Here is a 22,030-nt window from a genome sequence, read left to right on the forward strand (position 1 = left end):
ATCATCATTAGTTGCTATTATTTTAAGTTTGACTCATACCCTGCATTATTAAACTTCACATTAATTCCTTCTTCTGAGATATACTGGCTTGTATCACTTAAAACTCCATGTTTAATGGCATTTCCTGTTACAGTAATCAATACCTGTCCTTTGCTTATCTGTTCCTCTTCATTACAATACTTTATTAACTTATAAATAGCAGTATCCACATCTCTATCCTGCACTTCTACTTTTTCTAATATGCTTCTTACATTGCTTACATTAGATTTACTTCTAACTACCCTGTTAAAAACATTGACTTCTAATGTTATCTGCTCATCAGCTTCAAATATGATAGTGGTCACTCCCTTAAAATATTTATATGTCCCTATAGATAATCCACATATTGTAAATAATATTAAGATAACTATATAAAACTTTATATTTTTAAACTTCTTTTTTATATTTACGCTTACTTCCTCACCTATATTTTCGTTATCTATTTTTGATTTAATGAATTCTCCACTAGATGTAAGGATAATTGCCTTTTCTTTTCTTTTATATAAAATAACACCTTTTACCTTTTCTGAATTATCTTCTAACAATGATGGCTCTTCTGACTCTTCATTAGAATATTCATCATTTTCATCCTCTTTATCTTTAGAATTAAAATTATCTATATTATTAAAGCTTATTACATTATTATCTATTTTCTCTTCAACATCTTCTTTCTTTTGAATTATCTTTAAATAATCTGCAATATATTTATAATTATAATCCCCTAATATTAAAGAATATACTATTATATAATCGCGCCATTTTTGTAAAAATTGTCTTGACTTAAGAACACCTTTACTTATTTTGTTAATGGGAAGTTCTTTTTTTTCATAAAACTCATTGTATATTTCTGCAGTTTCAGAAATATACATTGCTATATTTAAAAGATCATTTCTCAAATCAAAGCTAACTTCTTCCTCTGCCAGATCTCTTAATATTACGTCATAATCCTCTAATTCTCTAATAAACTTTTCTACCTGATTCTTTCTTTCTTCAACTATTTCCTTGCCAACTAATACTAAAGCTGGAGCTAAAGAAAAGCTATATTTGCCCTTTTTATATTCACTCATTTTTTCCACCTTTTATAAGTCTTCTGTTGATTGTAATGTTCCCTTCACAATAACTCTTTGCTTTGCTCCCACTGTACATGTAATTAATGTGATAGTGGCATTTTCTGTAGCATCTAAAACTTCTATTTGATCTGGATTTACAATATAGTTTTCTTCTATTACATACGTATATTTTTTATCGTGTGTTTTAACTATAATTTTATCCCCTGCTGAAACTTTATATAAATTTATAAATGCATCTGTATAATCAGATACCCTATGTCCTGCAATAGCAAAATTACCTACTTGTCCAGGCGCTGCCGAATCTGGAAAATGTCCTAAAAAATATTTTAATACATCATCACTAATTCCTTCTACTAATGCTTGTGATAAATTAATACTTGGTATTTCAACCATTGCTATTGGCTTATATCCATTTACCACATCTAAATTTACTGATTCACTAGATTCACTAGATTCACTAGATTCTCCTGTAGAAGTACCCTCAGAAAAACCATTTTCAAACAATTTTACTATTTCTTTTTGTTTGTTAAGTGTTATAATTTTCTTATAGACAACATCACCAATTATTACCACACCAATAATGATTAGTAAGATACCTATTATTCTTCTAAACTTATCCATATAGACCTCCCATTACCTGTTTATATTTTGTTACATATATAAATTTTATTACATATATTATATCATAAAGGGTTTTAAAAATGATTACTTATCATAAGATAATAATATAGAGGGGTGTGGTTTTATGAAAAGAGGTAAAAAAAATGTTATATATGTTGATTTCACTTTTACAAAGAAAAAAATTAAATCAAAAACTCTAATGATTTTATATAAAATAATATTCTCATTAGTTAAAATTTTACCATTACCTAAGTATAATAAGAGTAGTAAACGTTTAAATAATACTACCAAAAGAAAAACATCAAATTATTAATTAAAGTCCCATTACTATTTATAAATTAATATATTTGTTTTATAATTTATACGAGGTGATAAAATGAGAATAGGAATGGGATATGATGTCCATAAATTAGTTGAAAATAGAGATCTTATTTTAGGTGGAGTTAAAATACCTTATTCCCTTGGATTATTAGGTCATTCAGATGCAGATGTATTGCTTCATGCTATCATGGATTCTTTATTAGGTGCTGCTGCTTTAGGTGATATAGGAAAACACTTTCCTGATAGTGATGATAGATATAAGGGAATTTCAAGTATTGAACTATTAAAACATGTAGGCTCATTATTAAAAGAAAATGATTGGCTTATCGAAAATATAGATTCTACTATAATTGCACAAAAGCCAAAGATGGCTCCACATATAGAAAATATGCGAAAAAATATATCAGAAGCTTTAAACATAGATATTGGTCAAATTAATGTAAAGGCAACAACTGAAGAAGGTTTAGGCTTTACCGGTGAAGGTAAAGGAATTTCTTCTCAAAGTATCTGCCTACTTACAAAAAAGAGTAGCTAGATTATTTAGCTGCTCTTTTCCTATTGTAATAATATTATAACTTATACACCATACATATCCCCAGCTATTATCGATAATCCTATATAAGATATTAAAAATATCAATAATGGTAGTAATGCACTTATGCTTACCTTATTCATTTGTTCGTCCACTTAATTATTTTATTATTTATATTAAAAATAAAAACGTTGTGAAATTTAATCACAACGTTTTTATGGTGCGCCATCACGGGTTCGAACCGGGGACACCCTGATTAAGAGTCAGGTGCTCTACCAACTGAGCTAATAGCGCTTATCGTTTACAATAAAATTATAGCACTTTGGAATTTTACTGTCAACAATACTATATAACTTCTGTTAAATATTTCAATAGAATTTTTTTGAAAGCTTCTCCCGTTATCTTATCTTTATCTGCTGTACTACAAATTATTCTCCAGTCTTCTATATTCTTGCTAGTATTTCGCTCAAACTCCTCTACAGAACTACTCATATAACTAGAGTTTATTACAAACTCACAAAGCTCTTCTGGTGTATTAAATATCTTTAAATATAAAAATTCTGTGCTATCACCATACCATGCTTTATTAAAATCTCTAACAAATTTCTTAAGCTCTAATAATATCTTATTTCTAGGTAATGACCATAACTTCTTAACTCTATCTACTTGTTTTTTCATTTCAATAGCTTCTTCTCTAGTAATCCTATCTCTTCTTTCTCCATCTTTAATTATTTCTTCCACAGGCTTTATAGGAATATAGGAAACCACATCTTTTCTACCATTTATCCATATATAAAAAGCTTCTTGTAAAAATGAATATTGTATATATCCAAGAAGAGCCATCTCATCTGGAAAATAACTCCATATATTTTTTAATCCATTAAATTTTGAAAAAATTAACGTGTGTATATATAGGCTTTTTTCTGTTGGAAGTTCATCCATGAACATATGCCCTCTAATAGTTTTATTTTCACTTATAAGGCTTTCCCAATACTTAAAAGAATCGTATTTATTCTTCATATCTATCACCTTTCTTTCAAAAATTAATATAATATACTATAAACTATATTTACCACTTCTACTATAATTATAACCGTTTTTTAATTAAATGTAAAAATCTTATAAAAATCCTAATTAATTTCTGAATTGAATGTTATTATGTTTCGTAATATAATTAATTTATATAGATAAAGGGGGCAACAGTTTGTATAAGTGTAGTATTTGTGGAGAAAAAGCTGATGTGCATCATATTGTTTATAGAAGTGAGGGTGGGTTTGATATAGAGCTCAACTATAAGTATCTTTGTGCTCTTCATCATCGTGGAAAATGCGGTCCTCATCAAAACAAAATGATTGATTTGCAATACAAGCTCGAATTACAACAAAAACTATACGAAATCTTACCAAAAAAGTACTACTGGCCTAAAGAATTGTCAATTATACTAGGAGTCCATAATGGAGCTCTTAAACGATTATTAAAGGACTTAAAACTATATAAGGAAGGCTTTAAAAAGGATGATATAATTTGGAAACTAATGGGCTGTAGATTATATAACTACGAAGCCTTAGATGAATTAGCCTTGGACTTGTTAGAATTAGACTTTATTTAAAATGCTATTATATAATATATCTATAAAAAGAGGAAGTTTTCAAACTTCCTCTTTTTATAGCATCCATATACATTAATATTTATGCTCTTGAAATATTTACTGTAAAACTAATATCCTTATTTGATGGTATTAAATATCTGCTATGAACTGGTGCACCCCAACTATCATCGCCTCCAACACCCATTTGTTTTGCTAATATACGCACCCAAGTATAATTAACTCTTGGAAGTTCTTCTTTATGAAGAGCATTCTCCAACTCATATGCACTGTAAGGAAGTACGCTAAATTCAAAAGGTTCTTTTTCATAACTAAAGCATAATCCCTTATTTTCCTTATTAACCACCTTTACAAATCTAGTATTAGTTCTATTTCCACACTCTTGTGGAACAAGATAATTAGACATATTTTCTACTGCATTACTTGTAAATAAGCCTAATCTAGCTCCTTTATTACGGTCTATATAGTTTTCTTCTGGTCCAAAACCAAAGTATTCAAATCTATTTAAATCCTTCTTTAATTTAAAATCCATTCCGTAAACCGGTAGCTCTGGAAGACCATTTACTCCATGGTAAGTTCCTTGAATTCTAATAGTTCCATCACCAGTGACTGTATATTCAATGATATTCTTTGTAGGCACAACAGTTGGAACATCATAAGTATAAGTTAAGATAATCTTATACTCTTCTTCTTTTAAATGGAAACTACTAGGTCTTTGCATCATTCCTGCTGTAAGCCATGTAGCACATCTGAAATCATGTCTATTTCCTCTATCATTATCAGTTGTTGCTCTCCAGAAAGAAGTCTTAGGAACTCTAGTGATATATTCAATCCCATCATAACAAAGAGAGATTATTCCCCCTTCTTGCTTAGAGAACATAGCTGTGAATCCTTCACCTTTAATACCTATATTTACATCACCATGAACCACTTGGATTTTATAATTCTTCAAAAGATCTTCTTTATTATTTTCTCTTGCTATTTCCTTTACGGCTTGTCCGAAAGTAACTTCAAAGCCTTTTTCTGCCCATAATGTATCTTCTGATAATCTCATAGATATATTATAAGTGTAATTTCCTTCTTCTTTAAATTGAGGATAATCAATTGGCACATATAACTCTTCTCCTGCTTTTACAGAAGGTTTGATAGTTGTCTCAAAAATTTTAATTCCTTCATGTTCTACATAACATACAAAATCATATGCATCTGTAGATATAAATAAATTATCATTTTTAATACTTACTCCTTTGCTATCAGCTACAAGCTTTACATTAGCATAAAGATATTTTACTTCTTGTGCCTTTGGTGATGCCTTTCTATCAGCATATACTATTCCATTGGTACAGAAACAATAATCTGTAGCTCTATCATCAAAATATCCTCCATAAGCAAAGATTTTTTCCCCATCTTCATTAACTTTTTCCACAGATTGATCTATATAATCCCAAATAAATCCGCCTTGATACATTTCATACTTTTCTTCAAGTTCTGTATATAAGTGCATTCCTCCACATGAATTGCCCATGGCATGCATATATTCACAGCTTATATATGGTTTTTGTGGATTATTATTTAAGTATTCTTCAATATCTAAAGGTTTTGCATACATTCTGCTTTCCATATCACTTATTTCATTAAAATCTCTATTCCAAAATACGCCTTCATAATGAACTATTCTTGTATCATCATTTTCATGAAAATACTCAGTCATTTTCAAAATATTTTCTCCAGCATATGATTCATTACCACATGACCATATTAATATAGATGGGTGATTTTTATCTCTTTGCAGCATAGATGCAGCTCTATCTATAACAACTTCTTTCCATTCTGGCAAGCTCCCTGGAATATTCCACTCTGGATCACAAACTCCCATCTTTTGCCATGAACCATGACTTTCAAGGTTTGCTTCATCAATTAAATAAACTCCATACTCATCACAAAGATCATACCATAAACTTTGATTAGGATAATGAGATGTTCTTACAGCATTAATATTATGTTGTTTCATAAATTTTATATCCCATAGCATGTCTTCTTTAGTAATAGCACGACCTCTTTGATAATTAAATTCGTGTCTATTTACACCTCTGAAAACAATTCTCTTACCATTTAGCTTCATGACTTTATCCACTAATTCAAATTTACGGAATCCAATTCTTTGAGGTATTATTTCAATTAACTTATCATCTCTATCTCTTACTTCTACATATAATGTATATAAATATGGATCTTCTGCACTCCATTTATATACGTTTTCAATAATTGCATCAAAATAAATTTCTTTATTAAAGTCTTCCTTTCCACTGCTATATACTATTTCTCCAAGCCTATCTTTAAGAGCTACTTCTACAGTACATTCTTCATAGCCTTCTAATTTAAGAGCTACACTTAAGATTCCATCACTATAATTTCTATCTAAATTTGCCTTAACAAACATATCCTTTACATGAGTTTTCGGTACTGCATAAATATATACATCTCTAAATATTCCTGAAAATCTCCAGAAATCTTGATCCTCTAACCAACTAGCACTACTTCTTTTATATACTTCCACCGCTAGCTTATTTTCTCCGCTCTTTAAGAAATCCGTAATATCAAATTCTGATGGCGTAAATGTATCCTCACTATATCCTACAAATTTACCATTTAACCAAAGATAAAATGCTGTTTCTACACCTTGGAATGAAATAAAAGTTCTTTTACCCTTTAATTCTTCCTTTATTTCAAAATTCTTCACATAACTTCCTACTGGATTATACTCTTCTGAAACAAATGGAGGACGTAAGAATTCTTGTCCATCCCATGGATACATTGTATTAATATATTGACACTTATCATAACCTTGCATTTGAATATGCCCTGGTACATTTATTTCATCAAAATTATCACAATTAAAATCCTCTTTATAAAAATCAGCAATTCTTTCATGAGGATTTACTGCATAACTAAATTTCCATTTTCCGTTTAAACTTTGTCTTAATGGCATGCTATATCCTAATTTTAAGTCTTCTTTTTTTTCATAGAAAAGATGATCTGAATGAGCATCTATTCTATTAACTCTAAAAACCTCTGGATCATTAAGCCATTTTAATGTTGCTTCATTTATCATTTATAAATTCCTCCTCTTAAACACCTTTGTATACATTTTCATTATATCATTTGTTTACTTATTTTTTTAGTATTTTTTCAAAAAAAAAATGCGTAAACCTATTTCTAGGCTTACGCATTCCTACTACGCAAATTTATTATATATACATATATCTTTTATTCTTACATAGTTTATTTTATTACAATCCATTAATTTTTGCCAATACTTTTTTATTATTTATGCAATAAAAATTAACTCACTTATGAATTCAATTCCAAATTATCAATTTTCAATTATAAAAATGGAGCGGTAAACGGGACTCGAACCCGCAACGTCCACCTTGGGAAGGTGACACTCTGCCAATTGAGTCATTACCGCTTAAATGGTGCAGGTGAAGGGAGTCGAACCCTTACACCGATTGGCGCTAGATCCTAAGTCTAGTGCGTCTGCCAATTCCGCCACACCTGCTTGATATTTTCATTTTACTATTTTTTGTAAATTAATGCAATATTTATTTTAACAAATTTTCAATATTGACATAATTTAATTTGCTACATATAATAATCTTAAATATAAAAATACTATGATGAGAAGAGTAAACTAAAGGTATATTTCCAGAGATAATCTGCAATAGCTGGAAGCAGATTTAAATGAAATTAGTTGAAAACTAACTCGGAGTGACTCTAATCCAGTCCGTTTGTCATCACGTTACGATGATTCTTAAGTGGCCTATTATTTTAGGCAATTAAGGGTGGAACCACGGGAATATATATATGCTCTCGTCCCTTTTCTATACGAAAAGAGACGATGAGCTTTTTTTATTTTAAAAAATACATAATGAAAGGACGAAAAAAGATGATTAAAATAACTTTAAAAGATGGATCAGTTAGAGAAGCTGCTAAAGGTTCATCAATCTTAGATGTTGCTAAATCAATCAGTGAAGGTTTAGCTAGAAATGCACAATGTGGAAAAGTAAATGGAGAGGTTAAAGATTTAAGAACTATTTTAAATGAAGACTGTACTCTTGAAATTTGCACATTTGATAGCAAGGAAGGAAAAGATGCTGTAAGACACAGTGTTTCTCACGTATTAGCTGCTGCTGTTAAGAGATTATTCCCAGAAGCTAAAATAGCTATTGGACCATCAATTGAAAATGGATTCTATTATGACTTCGATACTGAAAAAGCTTTTTCAGCTGAAGACTTAGTTAAAATAGAAGATGAAATGAGAAAAATAATCAAGGAAAATCCTGCTATAGAAAGATTTGAACTTCCAAGAAACGAAGCTTTAGAACTTATGAAGGATGAGCCTTACAAAGTTGAATTAATCAACGACTTAGCTGAAGATGAAATAATATCATTCTACAAAATAGGTGATTTTACAGATCTTTGTGCTGGTCCTCACGTAATGTCATTAAAGAATATAAAAGCTATTAAATTACTTAGAAGTGCTGGTGCTTACTGGAAAGGTGACGAAAAGAATAAGATGCTTTCTAGAATTTACGGTACTGCATTCTTAAAGAAAGCTGATTTAGATGCTCACTTAGAAGCATTAGAAGAAGCTAAAAAAAGAGATCATAACAAATTAGGTAGAGAACTTGGAATCTTCACAACTGACGAAAAGGTTGGTCAAGGTTTACCACTATTCATGCCTAAGGGAGCTAAGATATTCCAAACTCTTCAAAGATGGATTGAAGATGAAGAAGAAAGAAGAGGCTATGTTTTAACTAAGACTCCTTTCATGTCTAAAAATGATTTATTTAAAGCTTCAGGACACTGGGATCACTATAAAGATGGAATGTTTGTTTTAGGTGACGAAATACAAGATACTGAAGTTATGGCATTAAGACCAATGACTTGTCCATTCCAATTTACAGTATACAATGCAGAACAACACAGCTACAGAGACCTTCCAATCAGATATGCTGAAACTTCTACTCTATTTAGAAAAGAAGCTTCAGGAGAAATGCATGGTCTTATAAGAGTAAGACAATTTACATTATCTGAAGGACATATAATCTGTACTCCTGAGCAATTAGAATCAGAATTTAAAGAAGTTATTGATTTAATTAACTATGTTATGAGTACTTTAGGAATTGATGGAGATATATCTTACAGATTCTCTAAATGGGACCCAAGCAACACTGAAAAGTACATCAATAACCCAGAAGCTTGGGAAGCTACTCAAAACCAAATGAGAACTATATTAGATCACTTAAATATAGATTATGTTGAAGCTGAAGGTGAAGCTGCATTCTATGGACCAAAGCTTGATATCCAATTCAAGAACGTTCACGGTAAAGAAGATACTATCATCACAGTTCAAATTGACTTTGCTTTAGGTGAAAGATTAGGAATGTCTTACATTGATAAAGATGGTAACAAGAAAACACCATTCGTTATTCATAGATCATCAATTGGCTGCTATGAAAGAACTATTGCTATGCTTATAGAAAAATATGCTGGTGCGTTCCCAACTTGGTTAGCTCCAGTTCAAGTTAAGGTATTACCTTTATCAGATAAGTACAATGACTACACTGCTAAAGTTGTAAGTGAATTAAGAAACAATGGAATCAGAGTTGAAGCTGACTACAGAACTGAAAAAATTGGTTATAAAATTAGAGAAGCTAGACTTGAAAGAGTTCCTTACATCTTCGTTGTAGGTGAAAAAGAGGAAGCTAACAACGAAGTTGCTGTAAGAAGCAGAAAGAATGGAGAAGAAGGTCCAATAGCTTTAAATACTATTGTTGCTAGAATATCTGATGAAATAGCTAAAAAAGAACGTTAATTTTAAACTTAATAATACATTTAATGCAACAAAAGTAGAGTTTCAATAACTTTAAATTATATAAAGGATGAGATTCAATATATCTGTATCTCATCCTTTAGGTTTTATTTTAATAATTCTCTAAGCTGAAATAATGATTTAATTTCATATGTAGGCTTAATATTTGTGTTATTAATATATTCATTTGGATTATACCAACATGTATCAATTCCTGCATTTATACCACCTTGTATATCTGAAGTAAGGCTATCCCCCACCATTAATACTTTTTTCTTATCATGATAATTTATTTTATCAAGAGCATGATGAAATATTTCTGCATTTGGCTTCGATATAGCAACTTCTTCAGAAATTATTATATCCTTAAAGTATTTTGCTATTTTAGATTTTCTTATTCTCTTATCTTGCACCTTAGTAAGTCCATTAGTAATAATTATTAACTTATACTTGTCCTTCAGTTCTTCCAATAGTTTTATACTTTCATCATATAAAAAGGAAGCTTCTGATAAATGATTCATATATAACTCTGCTAACTTATATTCATCTAATTTAATTGATAATTTATCTGCTAATCTTCTAAATCTTTCTACCTTAAGCTTTTCCTGAGTTATAAGTCCCTCTTCAAATTCTCGCCAAATCTTTTTATTAATTTCATGATATATTTTAAAATGATAATTTTCATCATATTCTATTCCAATATCAATCATTGCTTTTCTAAAAGCTTCTCTCTCTGACTTTTTAAAGTCAAACAAAGTCTCATCTGCATCAAATAATATTACTTCATACTTCATTTCTTTACCTCCAGCATTTTCTTATTTTATTATTTCACCATAATAATTTATAATACTTTCTTCTTATAGAATAAAAAAAGGGGCTATTGCACTAAATAATTAGTGCACAGCTCATTTTTGTTAAAAAAATAAATCGAAAGTTTTATCAATTGAAACTTACTCAATTATACATATATAGAATTTATTCACAATATTTTTTTATAATTTTTTTTGTATTTATTATAAAATCAACTTTTATATCATGAAAATCACTTTCTATCCTTTCCAAAATCTGCTCTTCATAAGCTAAAGCTACCTTTTTTGCTTTAAAAATATTTTTTTCTAAATATTTATCGTAGTATCCACCACCATAACCTATTCTATTTCCATTTTTATCAAACGCCACTCCTGGCATTACAATTATATCAAAATCATTGGCTATTTTATCTTTATCCACATTTATAGGCTCTAATATTCCATAGTTGTTCACACTTAATTCAGTAATACTGTGGATTTTTACAGCTATCATTTCTTTTTTCTTCATATCTATTTTAGGTACATATATATTTTTCTTATCAATTATTGCTTTCTTAATAATTTCATGAGTATTTACTTCAGAACCAAAACTTACATATATAAATATATCTTTAGCTTTTTTGTATAAATCACTATTTATAAAAAGATTATATATAAGCTTATCCTTTAAGATTCTTTTTTCATTACTCATATTATTTCTCATATTTAATATTTCTTTTCTTACTAACTTTTTTTCCATATTTACCCTCTCATTTTATGCAAATAAAATTACATTCAATAATTACCATATCCTTTTCTCTATAAGCAATCCAGTTAGTGCTTGTCCTACCCTTCCAAAACTATTAGTCAAATATTCGTACTCAATATCCCTAAATATATAATTATATCAATTAAACCATGAATATAGCTACGCTAATTCAACTACTAATAATTCATTTAGAATTTAACTAGGTTTTATATTAGCTATAAACCTACTTAGTCAACGAAGTGTTTAATTAGCGTAGCATTAACTTCTAAAATAATTTAGAATTTTGGAACAAAGGTGTTGCACTCTGTCTTAGAAACAGATGAAACTGGGCCTCCAGCTATACTTATTGACTCTGCTCCGCACATTCCTAGCTCATTGTATACACAATTTACAGCTTCACAATTAACTGGCATAGCAGCCTTTGGTTCTTCTGCACTATTTAAAAATTCCTTTGTTTTTTCAATAAAGCTTTCACAACATGTAGTTTCACTTACAAAAGCTTGACTTCCACCTACTTGTATACCATCTTTACAACAAAGACTATTCTTATTATGACCACAAGTAGTAACATTACACATTAAATTTGGCATAAAATCACTCCTATTCATTACTAAATTCCACCTATTTATTTTTACAATTTCTTTCTTTATTTATACATAAATCAGTCTTTTAATGTTTTTCTTTATTTTTTCTGTATATTAGATTAAAATTATTATTAATAGTAAACTATGTTAATAGGGTAAATTTATATATTTTTACTTAATTAATAAATAAACTTTGAGCGAGGTAAAACAATGTCAAATGAAATTAATTCTTCTAATTTTATAAGAAATATAATCATTAATGACTTAGAGAGTGGAAAACATAATGAGATAATCACTCGTTTCCCACCAGAGCCAAATGGTTATTTACATATAGGTCATGCAAAATCTATATTATTAAACTTTGGTTTAGCTGAAGAATTCCATGGTAAAACACATTTAAGATTTGATGATACTAACCCTGTAAAGGAAGATACAGAATATGTTGAATCTATTAAAGAAGATGTTAAATGGTTAGGTGGAAATTGGGATGCTTTATTCTTTGCATCTGATTACTTTGATACTATGTATGAAAAAGCTGTTCTTTTAATTAAGAAAGGATTAGCTTATGTATGTGATCTTACTCCAGAAGAAGCAAAAGCATATAGAGGATCATTAACTGAACCTGGTAAAGAAAGCCCATATAGAAATAGATCCATTGAAGAAAACCTAGATTTATTCGAAAGAATGAAAAATGGTGAATTCAAAGATGGAGAAAAAGTTCTTAGAGCTAAAATAGATATGGCTTCTCCAAACCTTAATATGAGAGATCCAATAATCTATAGAATTGCACATGCAACTCACCATAATACAGGAGACAAATGGTGTATCTACCCAATGTATGACTTTGCTCATCCATTAGAAGATGCTATAGAAGGAATTACTCACTCTATTTGTACGTTAGAATTTGAAGATCATAGACCTCTTTATGACTGGGTTGTAAGAGAATGTGAAATGGAATGTGTTCCTAGACAAATTGAATTTGCTAGATTAAACATGACCAACACAGTTATGAGTAAGAGAAAGCTTAAGCAATTAGTAGATGAAGGTGTTGTTGATGGCTGGGATGATCCAAGAATGCCTACTATTTCTGGTCTTAGAAGAAGAGGATGTACTCCTGAAGCTTTAAGAAACTTCTGCTCAGCTATAGGTGTTGCTAAAGCAAACTCAACAGTTGATTCTCAAATGCTTGATTACTTTGTAAGAGAAGACTTACAAATGAAAGCACCAAATGCTATGGCTATCCTAAATCCTTTAAAATTAGTTATCACTAACTATCCTGAAGGACAAACTGAAATGCTAGAAGTAAGCAATAATGCAAAAGATGAATCTTTTGGTAAAAGATTAGTTCCTTTCTCAAGAGAATTATACATTGAACAAGAAGATTTTATGGAAGTTCCAATAAAAAAATACTTTAGATTATTCCCAGGAAATGAAGTTAGATTAATTGGTGCATATTTTGTTAAATGTACTGATGTAATCAAAGATGAAAATGGTAATGTAATTGAAGTTCATTGTACTTACGATCCAGAAACTAAGAGTGGTTCAGGATTTACAGGCAGAAAAGTAAAAGGAACTATCCACTGGGTAGATGCTAAAAACGCTGTTCCTGCTGAATTTAGATTATATGAACCATTAATCTTAGATGCTGCAGAAGAAAATGAAGGAAAACACTTCTTAGAACAAATAAATCCTCATTCAATAGAAATATTAGACGGATTTATTGAGCCAACAGCTATTAAGAATGCTAAACCTCAAGATAAGTTCCAAATGGTAAGAAACGGTTTCTTTAATGTTGATCCTAAATATACTACAGCTGAAAAGTTAGTTTTCAATAGAATAGTATCTTTAAAATCTTCTTTTAAACTTAATAAATAAGTGGAGAATTATCTCCACTTATTTTCTATATTTATTCTATCTTCATAAAAACCATAATCATCACTATAATCATTTAAAAAATTTGTATCACAATCTATGTCCCAATTATTTGCTCGTATATTATTAAGCTTCAATAATGCACTTTTCTTTATGCCTTTCTTTTCATTAGTCATCTTTCTTATTCTTCTCCTTTCTAATTTTTAGTTATATATAGTTTTAGTTTTTCTACTATTTTTATTCATTTAAAAAATGAGCTACATGAAGCTTTTCTTTCCAATAATAGTTTATTGGTTGAAAACTTCATATAACTCACTTATAAAATGGTATTTTTCTGTCCAAGTCTCTTTACTTATTTATGCTCTTCGTTACATTCACATACACAACTTCCTCTGCTGGCAGTTGTCCATTGATTATTTGTCGCACTCTTTTTTGCCTTTTGGCCGCATCCGCAACCATGGCCCTCCACTGATGTTGATGACAGTTCATGATTACAGTGACATTTTTTAGATTTGCTCATACTTTTGCCCTCCTATAAACTATCTTTTATTTTTGCAATACTATAGCCAGTCCAAAAACTCTAGTTATAGCATTGCTCATTAAATTTTCTATTCAGTTGTTAAGACTCTTAGGACTATCGACTAAAGCAACATCCTATCCTTAAGTCATTACTATTGTGTGCTTTTTAGACAAACTCTATACCTGATTTTATTATGAAGAACAGTAATTAATTAGATACTTATGAAATATGAGTGATTAAAGATTAAGTTTGGAACAAACCTTTATTAATTATAAATTTAAAAACTTGTTGAATCTTTCTCTAACTTTTTCTTCACCCATAATTTGCATTATAGTATAAAGGTCTGGAGTATTTGTTCTATGTGCTAAAGCAGTTCTTACAGCACCAGCAACATCAGAAATCATTCCTTTATAATTTTCTGGGTTTGCTTTATATTCTTTTCTATTAGCACAGTATCCAAGCTCAGCTCCTATTACTTTTAATTCTTCAAACCATTCTTCTTGGCTTCCAACATTAAATGTAAATTTTTTAGCATATTCTTCAATTATAGCCTTAGCATTTTCTAATGATAAAGTCTTTGGTAATTCTACTTGCTCTACAGTTTCCTTGTAGAATAATTCATCAAAGAAGTAGAATATCTTATCTTTAACTTCATCCCACTTTGCAAAGTCTTTTCTTGGTTTTGGACCTTCTTTATCTATATTAAATATTTCTCTTGCCATAGCTTCATTTGAAGTTACTAAGTTATACATTTCTTCATCATATTGTTTAGCCCATGCAGTATATTGTTCATATACTTTATCTGCTGACATTCTAGCTATAACATCTTTAGAAACGTCATTTAATTTAACTAAATCAAATAATGCTCCACTCTTACTCATTTTATCTAAATGAACAACAAACTCATGGTAATCAGCACATGGATTTTCAGCTCTCCATTCTTCATAACTTGAATTAACTATGTTTAATAAGTATTCAATAACACATACTACTGGATATCCAACTTCATTGTAGTAAGAAACAGCTGCTTCAGCATCTTTTCTCTTAGAAAGTTTTCTCTTAGATCCACCTTCTTGTTTCATTATTGTTGGAATATGAGCATAGTTTGGTCTTTCAAATCCTAATACTTCAAATAATTGAACATGTATTGGAAGTGATGATAACCACTCTTCTCCTCTTATTACATCTGTAGTTCTCATTAAATAATCATCTATAGCATGTGCAAAGTGATATGTTGGAAGTCCATCACCTTTTATAAGAACAACATCTTGATTGTTTTCAGGGAATGATATATCACCTTTAATTAAATCATGAAATTCTACTCTATTTTCAATATTTCCTGGTGATTTTAATCTTAATATATAACTTTCACCATTGTTTATTCTTTCAATAGCTTCTTCTTCAGTTATATTTCTGTATTTAGCATATTCTCCATAGTATCCTGGAGTTATTTTATTAGCTATTTGCTCTTCTCTTAAAGCAGCTAATTCTTCTGGAGTACAAAAATCTGGATATGCTAAACCTTTTAATAATAAATCTTTAGCAAAAGTTCTATATATTTCAGCTCTTTCACTTTGTCTGTATGGACCATATTCACCTTTTGAAGTTTCTTGGCCAGTCATTCCTTCACTGAAGTCCATTCCAAAATTGTGCATAGTTGTAATTGTATCTTCAATGGCACCTTCAACTTCTCTTTTTTGATCTGTATCTTCTATTCTTAAATAGAAAACACCTTCACTTTGACTTGCTAATCTTTCATTAATTAATGCAGCAAAAACTCCTCCTATATGTTGGAATCCTGTTGGTGATGGTGCATATCTAGTTACTCTAGCACCTTCTTTTAAGTTTCTCTTTGGGTATTTTGCTATATAATATTCTCTATCATGTTCAACATTAGGAAATATTATTTCAGCTAATTTTTCAAATGACATAATGTTATTCTCCTTATCTTTTTTTTGTTAAAATATAAAAAAGTCTTTCATCCCATTAAAATATAGGACGAAAGACTTACTTCCGCGTTACCACCTAAATTGGTTAATAAAAATTAACCCACTCAAATACTTATTTAATTTTATTGCTCCAAGGTTTCCTTCAATAATTTTAAATTTTAGGCTCACACCATTCCTAAATCGCTTTAAATTAAACTTCTATTTACTGCTCCTCTTCAGCGCAATTACTATTATCATTTTTTGCAAATTACAGATTAATTATACAGATTCAAATTATTATTGTAAAGTATTTCTCTTATGTATAAAACTCTTAATATATATTTTAATAATCAAAAATAAATTGAGCTTAAACTATCTCTGTTATTGATAATTTAAGCTCAATTTTTATAAACAAAACTCTATCTTATAGCAAAATATATTACAAATAATAGTGCTAATACATACATTACTGGATGAACTTTTTTAGTTTTTCCTTTAAATATCATCAAAATAACATATGTTAAAAATCCGCAAGCAATTCCTTCACCAATGCTATATGTTAATGGCATTAATAAAATAGTTAAGAATGATGGAATAGCTATTTCTGATCTTTCCCATTCTATTTCCTTAAGTGATGAACACATTAATGATCCAACTATAATAAGTGCTGGAGCTGTAACTGCTGAAGTTATTACTGTAAGTAATGGTGAGAAGAATAATGATACTAAGAATAATCCTCCAACTACTACACTGGAAAATCCTGTTTTTGCTCCAACAGAAGCTCCTGATAATGATTCAACATATGATGTTGTATTAGTTGTACCCAATATTGATCCTATACATGTAGCAATTGAGTCAGCTAATAATGCTTTTGAACCATTTTCTATAGAACCATCTTTTTTAAGAAGTCCAACCTTTGAACCGACAGCCACTAATGTTCCTGCTGTATCAAAGAAATCCATAAATAAGAAAGTAAATATTACTAGAATCATTTCTGGATTAAATATATTTCCTAAGTTCTTAATAGCAGCTCCAAAAGTAGGTGCCATTGATGGTGGCATTGATATTACTGATGTTGGTATATCAATAAGTCCTGTTATCATACCCACAATTGCTGTTAACCCCATACCTAAGAAGATTGCTATTTTAGAACCTCTAACCATAAATATTGAAATTGCAATAACACCAAATATAGAAAGTAAAACTGTAGGATCTGTTAAATCACCAAGACCTACAAAAGTTGCTGAATTAGCTACTACTATTCCTGCATTTTTTAATCCTATAAAAGCAATGAATAATCCTATTCCTGCACTTACTGCAAACTTTAAGTTAGTTGGTATAGCTTTAATAATCATTTCTCTTAAACCAGTTGCTGATATTATTAAAAATATAATTCCTGAAGCTAATACACCTGATAGTGCTATCTCCCACTTAATACCCATTCCTAAACATACACTATATGCAAAGAATGCATTTAAACCAACACCTGGTGCTAATCCCATTGGAAAATTCGCGAATATTCCCATTATTAGTGTTCCTAAAGCTGCTGCAAGTCCTGTAGCTACAAATACACTCCCTTGTGGCATACCAGCCTCTGCAAGTACACTAGGAATTAAGAATAACGCATAAGCCATTGTTAAAAATGTAGTTATACCACCTATGGTTTCACTTTTAAAATTTGTTTCTTTTTCTTTGAATTTGAAATAGTTTGATAAGAATTCCATCGTTTATTCCTCCATGCATTTTCTTTACAACCGAATATCGCATGATATGAGGAAAAAGATATGTATTATATTAATAGAATTTATACTGTATGTACTTATATATAAATATTAAATCCATATCGTAGTCAAATCATTTATGGTGATTTGGTAGAGACTCCCGGACCATATTTCCGGCATTATACGAACATTCGATTGTAATTTACTATAAAACATATGATAATATATTTTTTACAGCTTGTCTACTTGTAATTTTATACTTTTATTACTTTATGTGAAAAAAGCATTAGATGTTAAATATATTTTAAAATTCTAATGACTTTTTACATGATAATTTCTTATATTATTTATTATAATTAGTATTCTTTATACTTCTTATGTTTTTCTTTTTCTATCTTTTTTTCTTTAATCCTACTTACTATAGCCCATATTATCATTGCTATTGATCCTATAGCTGTAAGTATCCAAAACCCAACGTATAATATAATCATCAATGTTATATTCAAAATAAATTACTCCTTTTTATTCCACTACTACTGCTGTACCATAAGCTACCATTTCTGCTGCTCCTGCTGCTATAGCAGAAGACATTAACTTCATTCCTATAATTGCATTAGCTCCCATAGCTTCTGCCTCATCAGCCATTCTTCCAATAGCTATTTGTCTTGCTTCTGTAAGCATATCATTATATCCTGACATTTCCCCACCTACAAGATTTTTAAAAGAAGCAGTTATATCACGTCCAATGTTTTTACATCTTACAGTACTTCCTTTTACTAATCCTTTAACTTCTTTAATTTCTTTTCCTGGAACATTTTCTATTGTTAATATTATCATAATCATTACCCCTTTATACATTGTTTAAATAACTCTTTAAGAGTTATTTAATAATATTTAACATAATAATATACTATATATTAAAAATTGTCAATAATCTTTTTCCAGTTTTTGTTTAAAACAAAAAAGGGACTGTCGCACTATGAACAGACTGAACAGACCCTTCTCACTTTAATTTTTCATTTTTAATTATTAATTATTAATCTAATTTCTTACTGTCTATCCAAGACATCATTTCTCTAAGCTCTTTACCTACTTTTTCTATTGGATGCTCTGCTTCCATTCTTCTCATAGCATTAAATGTAGGTCTACCAACTTGATTTTCAAGAAGCCACTTCTTAGCAAAAGTACCATTTTGAATTTCAGTTAAAACTTGTTTCATTTCCTTCTTAGTTTCATCAGTAATTATTCTGCTTCCAGTTACATAATCACCATATTCAGCTGTATCAGAAATTGAATATCTCATGGCAGCCATACCACCTTGATACATTAAATCTACAATAAGCTTCATTTCATGCATACATTCAAAATAAGCATTTTCTGGTGCATATCCTGCTTCAACTAAAGTTTCAAAACCAGCCTTAATTAAAGCTGTGATTCCTCCACAAAGAACTGCTTGTTCACCAAATAAATCTGTTTCTGTTTCATCTTTAAATGTAGTTTCAAGAACACCAGCTCTTGCTCCACCTATACCATTTGCATAGGCTAATGCTAAATCCTTAGCCTTTCCTGAATAATCTTGCTCTACAGCTATTAAACATGGAACACCAGATCCTTCGGTATAAGTTCTTCTTACCATATGTCCTGGTCCTTTTGGAGCTATCATAAATACATCAACGTTTGAAGGTGGTACTATTTGCTTAAAGTGAATATTAAATCCATGAGCAAATACTAAAGCATTTCCATCTTCCAAGTATGGTTCAATTTCTTCTCTATATAATTTTGCTTGCTTTTCATCTGGTACTAATATAATTATAATATCAGCATTTTTAGCTGCCTCTGAAGTTGTAGTAACTTCTAATCCTGCTTCTTTTGCCTTATTCCATGATTTGCTCCCTTCATATAATCCTACAATTACATCTACTCCACTTTCATGTAAATTTAATGCATGGGCATGTCCTTGGCTACCAAAACCAATTACTGCTATTTTCTTTCCTTGCAATAATCCTAAATTTGTATCCTTCTCATAAAACATCTTTGCCATTTTTATACCCTCCAATTTATAATTTAATATCTTCTTTACTGATAATTTCATTTATTGGTGCCCCTGGTGCAACCATTGGGAACACCATATCATCACTATTAATTTTGTAATCTATAATTACAGGTCCATCAGTGGCTAATGCTTTTTCTAATATCTCCTGTAACTCTTCTGGTTTTTCTACCCTAAAACCAGTTCCTCCAAAAGCTTCTGCCAATTTTACAAAATCAGTTGCTCTATTTAATGTTGTTTCAGCATATCTGCCTTCATAAAACAAGCTTTGCCATTGTCTGACCATTCCTAAAGCATTATTATTCATCACTATTACTTTTACAGGAAGCTTAAAATTAACTGCTGTGGCAAATTCATTGCAATCCATACCAAAGCTACCATCTCCAGCAATATTGAATACTACAGCCTTAGGATTTCCCATTTGTGCACCAATGGACGCACCCATTCCAAATCCCATAGTTCCAAGTCCACATGAACTTATAAATGTCCTTGGCTTATAAAATTTATAATTTTGAGCTGTCCACATTTGATGTTGTCCAACTTCTGTGGTAATAATAAAATTACCATTATTCATTTTATTTAATAAAGTAAATAAATATTCTGGTGTAAGTACTCCTTCTTTCACTACTTCCTTATTATTTAATGCTTTAAGTTCATTCATTTTATTTATCCATGCTATATTTTCTTTTTCATTTATCATAGGAAATAACTTTTTTATAACTTCCTTTATATCACCTACAATATATGAATCTACTTTAACGTTTTTATTTATCTCTGTAGGATCTATATCTATTTGGATTATTTTAGCATTCTTTATATGGTTTTTATGACTTATTACCCTATCACTAAATCTTGCTCCTAAAGCAATAATCAAATCACAACTGGTAGCCAAAAGATTTGAAGCTTTAGTACCATGCATTCCAATCATTCCTGTATATAATCTATGATCATTAGGAATAGAGCCTATTCCCATAAGACTGGTTGCAACTGGTGCGTTTATTTTTTCTGCCAAAGCTAAAACTTCTTTTTCTGCATTTGAACTTAATATTCCTCCTCCTGCATAAATAAAAGGATTCTCACTCTCATTGATTAATTGTGCAAACCTCTCTAGAGAGTTTATATTTATATGCTGTAAACTTTTTTTTCTATTTTTAGGCTCCATCGTTATATAATTATACTTTTCTGCTGTTATATCCTTAGGTATATCAATAAGTACTGGACCATGACGTCCTGATGAAGCAATATAAAAAGCCTCATTAATTATTTTTTGTAGATCCTTTATATCTTTAACTATATAATTATGCTTAGTTATAGGCATTGTAATACCTGTAATATCCACTTCTTGAAAACTATCTTTACCAAGTAAAGGCCTCGTAACATTACCTGTAATTGCAACCATTGGTGTTGAATCCATATAAGCTGTAGCAATTCCTGTAACCAAATTTGTTGCTCCAGGCCCTGATGTTGCTATACATACACCGACCTTACCTGTTGATCTAGCATATCCATCAGCTGCATGAGCTGCACCTTGTTCATGGCAAGTTAAAATATGCCTTATTTTATCGTTTTTCTTAAATAATGCGTCATATATATTTAAAACTGCCCCACCTGGATAACCGAATACAGTATCAACGCCATTATCTATCAGCGAATTCACCAAAATTTCAGCACCAGTCAATAACACATAAATCGCCCCCTTTTTAATTAAACGACAATCTAATTAACACTTCGTTA

20 protein-coding genes, 3 tRNA genes, 1 riboswitch and 2 other annotated features are annotated in these 22,030 nt (G+C 30.0%); of the genes, 5 read left to right on the forward strand and 18 right to left on the reverse strand.

Translation table 11 applies throughout. From position 1 onward, the window contains the following. Nucleotides 1-17: 17 nt before the first annotated feature. Both H8R92_RS06170 and H8R92_RS06175 read right to left on the reverse strand, forming a co-directional pair. Nucleotides 18-1,106, reverse strand: a complete 1,089-nt coding sequence (locus H8R92_RS06170; RefSeq protein ID WP_022212056.1) for an anti-sigma factor domain-containing protein — start codon at nucleotides 1,104-1,106, stop codon at nucleotides 18-20. 12 nt (nucleotides 1,107-1,118) lie between these two features. Further along, the gene (locus H8R92_RS06175; protein ID WP_186834984.1) at nucleotides 1,119-1,730 is read right to left on the reverse strand and encodes a class D sortase; all 612 of its coding nucleotides are present in this window, start codon (nucleotides 1,728-1,730) and stop codon (nucleotides 1,119-1,121) included. 124 nt (nucleotides 1,731-1,854) lie between these two features. Here H8R92_RS06175 and H8R92_RS06180 point away from each other — a divergent pair, with 124 nt between their 5' ends. Next, nucleotides 1,855-2,043, forward strand: a complete 189-nt coding sequence (locus H8R92_RS06180) for a hypothetical protein (RefSeq protein ID WP_186834985.1) — start codon at nucleotides 1,855-1,857, stop codon at nucleotides 2,041-2,043. A 63-nt stretch (nucleotides 2,044-2,106) separates the two neighbouring features. Beyond that, entirely contained in the window at nucleotides 2,107-2,586 is a 480-nt protein-coding gene (ispF, locus tag H8R92_RS06185; RefSeq protein ID WP_186834986.1) for a 2-C-methyl-D-erythritol 2,4-cyclodiphosphate synthase, read from the forward strand. 215 nt (nucleotides 2,587-2,801) lie between these two features. Here ispF and H8R92_RS06190 read toward each other — a convergent pair. Next, nucleotides 2,802-2,877 (reverse strand) — tRNA-Lys (locus H8R92_RS06190). 51 nt (nucleotides 2,878-2,928) lie between these two features. Next, a complete protein-coding gene (locus H8R92_RS06195) occupies nucleotides 2,929-3,603 on the reverse strand; it encodes a hypothetical protein (protein WP_022212052.1) in 675 nt (224 codons plus the stop codon). Nucleotides 3,604-3,787: 184 nt separating this feature from the next. Here H8R92_RS06195 and H8R92_RS06200 point away from each other — a divergent pair, with 184 nt between their 5' ends. Continuing rightward, nucleotides 3,788-4,192 (forward strand): HNH endonuclease signature motif containing protein, encoded by a 405-nt coding sequence (locus H8R92_RS06200; RefSeq protein WP_186834987.1) that lies wholly within the window; start codon nucleotides 3,788-3,790, stop codon nucleotides 4,190-4,192. A gap of 79 nt (nucleotides 4,193-4,271) precedes the next feature. On the opposite strand, the gene lacZ is transcribed toward H8R92_RS06200, so the two are convergent. From lacZ to H8R92_RS06215, 3 genes are all read right to left on the reverse strand, one after another. Next, nucleotides 4,272-7,301, reverse strand: coding sequence for a beta-galactosidase, LacZ type (gene lacZ, locus H8R92_RS06205; protein WP_186834988.1), 3,030 nt, complete (start codon nucleotides 7,299-7,301; stop codon nucleotides 4,272-4,274). A 281-nt stretch (nucleotides 7,302-7,582) separates the two neighbouring features. Then, nucleotides 7,583-7,658, reverse strand: a tRNA-Gly gene (locus H8R92_RS06210). Nucleotides 7,659-7,663: 5 nt separating this feature from the next. Next, nucleotides 7,664-7,748 (reverse strand) — tRNA-Leu (locus tag H8R92_RS06215). A 106-nt stretch (nucleotides 7,749-7,854) separates the two neighbouring features. Next, nucleotides 7,855-8,070 (forward strand) — a binding site (T-box leader). A 65-nt stretch (nucleotides 8,071-8,135) separates the two neighbouring features. On the opposite strand from H8R92_RS06215, the gene thrS reads away from it, so the two are divergent. Continuing rightward, entirely contained in the window at nucleotides 8,136-10,067 is a 1,932-nt protein-coding gene (gene thrS, locus H8R92_RS06220) for a threonine--tRNA ligase (protein WP_186835013.1), read from the forward strand. 104 nt (nucleotides 10,068-10,171) lie between these two features. Here the strand turns inward: thrS and H8R92_RS06225 are convergent, their stop codons facing one another. The 3 genes from H8R92_RS06225 to H8R92_RS06235 form a co-directional block, all read right to left on the reverse strand. Next, nucleotides 10,172-10,858 carry a YjjG family noncanonical pyrimidine nucleotidase gene (locus tag H8R92_RS06225; protein ID WP_186834989.1) on the reverse strand — a complete coding sequence of 229 codons (687 nt, stop codon included), beginning with the start codon at nucleotides 10,856-10,858 and terminating at the stop codon, nucleotides 10,172-10,174. 181 nt (nucleotides 10,859-11,039) lie between these two features. Then, the gene (locus H8R92_RS06230) at nucleotides 11,040-11,612 is read right to left on the reverse strand and encodes a 5-formyltetrahydrofolate cyclo-ligase (protein ID WP_022212047.1); all 573 of its coding nucleotides are present in this window, start codon (nucleotides 11,610-11,612) and stop codon (nucleotides 11,040-11,042) included. Nucleotides 11,613-11,896: 284 nt separating this feature from the next. Then, nucleotides 11,897-12,229, reverse strand: coding sequence for a DUF1540 domain-containing protein (locus H8R92_RS06235; protein WP_022212046.1), 333 nt, complete (start codon nucleotides 12,227-12,229; stop codon nucleotides 11,897-11,899). A 186-nt stretch (nucleotides 12,230-12,415) separates the two neighbouring features. Between H8R92_RS06235 and H8R92_RS06240 the strand changes: the two genes are divergently transcribed. Continuing rightward, nucleotides 12,416-14,080 (forward strand): glutamine--tRNA ligase/YqeY domain fusion protein, encoded by a 1,665-nt coding sequence (locus H8R92_RS06240; RefSeq protein WP_186834990.1) that lies wholly within the window; start codon nucleotides 12,416-12,418, stop codon nucleotides 14,078-14,080. Nucleotides 14,081-14,088: 8 nt separating this feature from the next. Here H8R92_RS06240 and H8R92_RS06245 read toward each other — a convergent pair whose 3' ends face one another. From H8R92_RS06245 to ilvB, 8 genes are all read right to left on the reverse strand, one after another. Further along, the gene (locus tag H8R92_RS06245) at nucleotides 14,089-14,253 is read right to left on the reverse strand and encodes a hypothetical protein (protein WP_022212044.1); all 165 of its coding nucleotides are present in this window, start codon (nucleotides 14,251-14,253) and stop codon (nucleotides 14,089-14,091) included. A 176-nt stretch (nucleotides 14,254-14,429) separates the two neighbouring features. Continuing rightward, nucleotides 14,430-14,597, reverse strand: a complete 168-nt coding sequence (locus H8R92_RS06250) for a hypothetical protein (RefSeq protein WP_022212043.1) — start codon at nucleotides 14,595-14,597, stop codon at nucleotides 14,430-14,432. Nucleotides 14,598-14,866: 269 nt separating this feature from the next. Further along, entirely contained in the window at nucleotides 14,867-16,528 is a 1,662-nt protein-coding gene (gltX, locus tag H8R92_RS06255) for a glutamate--tRNA ligase (RefSeq protein WP_022212042.1), read from the reverse strand. 60 nt (nucleotides 16,529-16,588) lie between these two features. Beyond that, nucleotides 16,589-16,774, reverse strand: a binding site (T-box leader). 170 nt (nucleotides 16,775-16,944) lie between these two features. Beyond that, on the reverse strand, nucleotides 16,945-18,249 hold the full coding sequence (locus H8R92_RS06260; protein WP_022212041.1) for an NCS2 family permease: 1,305 nt from the start codon (nucleotides 18,247-18,249) through the stop codon (nucleotides 16,945-16,947). 102 nt (nucleotides 18,250-18,351) lie between these two features. After that, nucleotides 18,352-18,453, reverse strand: a riboswitch (purine riboswitch). 149 nt (nucleotides 18,454-18,602) lie between these two features. Next, nucleotides 18,603-18,752 carry a hypothetical protein gene (locus tag H8R92_RS06265; protein WP_022212040.1) on the reverse strand — a complete coding sequence of 50 codons (150 nt, stop codon included), beginning with the start codon at nucleotides 18,750-18,752 and terminating at the stop codon, nucleotides 18,603-18,605. Between the two features lie 16 nt (nucleotides 18,753-18,768). Next, nucleotides 18,769-19,083, reverse strand: a complete 315-nt coding sequence (locus H8R92_RS06270; protein WP_186834991.1) for a heavy metal-binding domain-containing protein — start codon at nucleotides 19,081-19,083, stop codon at nucleotides 18,769-18,771. Between the two features lie 199 nt (nucleotides 19,084-19,282). Continuing rightward, nucleotides 19,283-20,287, reverse strand: coding sequence for a ketol-acid reductoisomerase (gene ilvC, locus H8R92_RS06275; protein WP_186834992.1), 1,005 nt, complete (start codon nucleotides 20,285-20,287; stop codon nucleotides 19,283-19,285). A 16-nt stretch (nucleotides 20,288-20,303) separates the two neighbouring features. Then, nucleotides 20,304-21,980: a biosynthetic-type acetolactate synthase large subunit gene (ilvB, locus tag H8R92_RS06280; RefSeq protein WP_186834993.1), complete on the reverse strand. Its 1,677-nt coding sequence runs from the start codon at nucleotides 21,978-21,980 to the stop codon at nucleotides 20,304-20,306. Nucleotides 21,981-22,030: the final 50 nt, after the last annotated feature.

Source organism: Clostridium lentum (assembly GCF_014287815.1).
Lineage (GTDB): Bacteria > Bacillota > Clostridia > Clostridiales > Clostridiaceae > Clostridium > Clostridium lentum.

Coding starts and splice junctions, on each gene's coding strand:
- H8R92_RS06170 (WP_022212056.1), bottom strand. CDS start 1,106: ATGAGTGAATATAAAAAGGGCAAATATAGCTTTTCTTTAGCTCCAGCT.
- gltX (WP_022212042.1), bottom strand. CDS start 16,528: ATGTCATTTGAAAAATTAGCTGAAATAATATTTCCTAATGTTGAACAT.
- H8R92_RS06260 (WP_022212041.1), bottom strand. CDS start 18,249: ATGGAATTCTTATCAAACTATTTCAAATTCAAAGAAAAAGAAACAAAT.
- ispF (WP_186834986.1), top strand. CDS start 2,107: ATGAGAATAGGAATGGGATATGATGTCCATAAATTAGTTGAAAATAGA.
- lacZ (WP_186834988.1), bottom strand. CDS start 7,301: ATGATAAATGAAGCAACATTAAAATGGCTTAATGATCCAGAGGTTTTT.
- H8R92_RS06270 (WP_186834991.1), bottom strand. CDS start 19,083: ATGATAATATTAACAATAGAAAATGTTCCAGGAAAAGAAATTAAAGAA.
- H8R92_RS06195 (WP_022212052.1), bottom strand. CDS start 3,603: ATGAAGAATAAATACGATTCTTTTAAGTATTGGGAAAGCCTTATAAGT.
- thrS (WP_186835013.1), top strand. CDS start 8,136: ATGATTAAAATAACTTTAAAAGATGGATCAGTTAGAGAAGCTGCTAAA.
- H8R92_RS06230 (WP_022212047.1), bottom strand. CDS start 11,612: ATGGAAAAAAAGTTAGTAAGAAAAGAAATATTAAATATGAGAAATAAT.
- H8R92_RS06245 (WP_022212044.1), bottom strand. CDS start 14,253: ATGACTAATGAAAAGAAAGGCATAAAGAAAAGTGCATTATTGAAGCTT.
- H8R92_RS06240 (WP_186834990.1), top strand. CDS start 12,416: ATGTCAAATGAAATTAATTCTTCTAATTTTATAAGAAATATAATCATT.
- H8R92_RS06180 (WP_186834985.1), top strand. CDS start 1,855: ATGAAAAGAGGTAAAAAAAATGTTATATATGTTGATTTCACTTTTACA.
- H8R92_RS06225 (WP_186834989.1), bottom strand. CDS start 10,858: ATGAAGTATGAAGTAATATTATTTGATGCAGATGAGACTTTGTTTGAC.
- ilvC (WP_186834992.1), bottom strand. CDS start 20,287: ATGGCAAAGATGTTTTATGAGAAGGATACAAATTTAGGATTATTGCAA.
- H8R92_RS06235 (WP_022212046.1), bottom strand. CDS start 12,229: ATGAATAGGAGTGATTTTATGCCAAATTTAATGTGTAATGTTACTACT.
- H8R92_RS06250 (WP_022212043.1), bottom strand. CDS start 14,597: ATGAGCAAATCTAAAAAATGTCACTGTAATCATGAACTGTCATCAACA.
- H8R92_RS06175 (WP_186834984.1), bottom strand. CDS start 1,730: ATGGATAAGTTTAGAAGAATAATAGGTATCTTACTAATCATTATTGGT.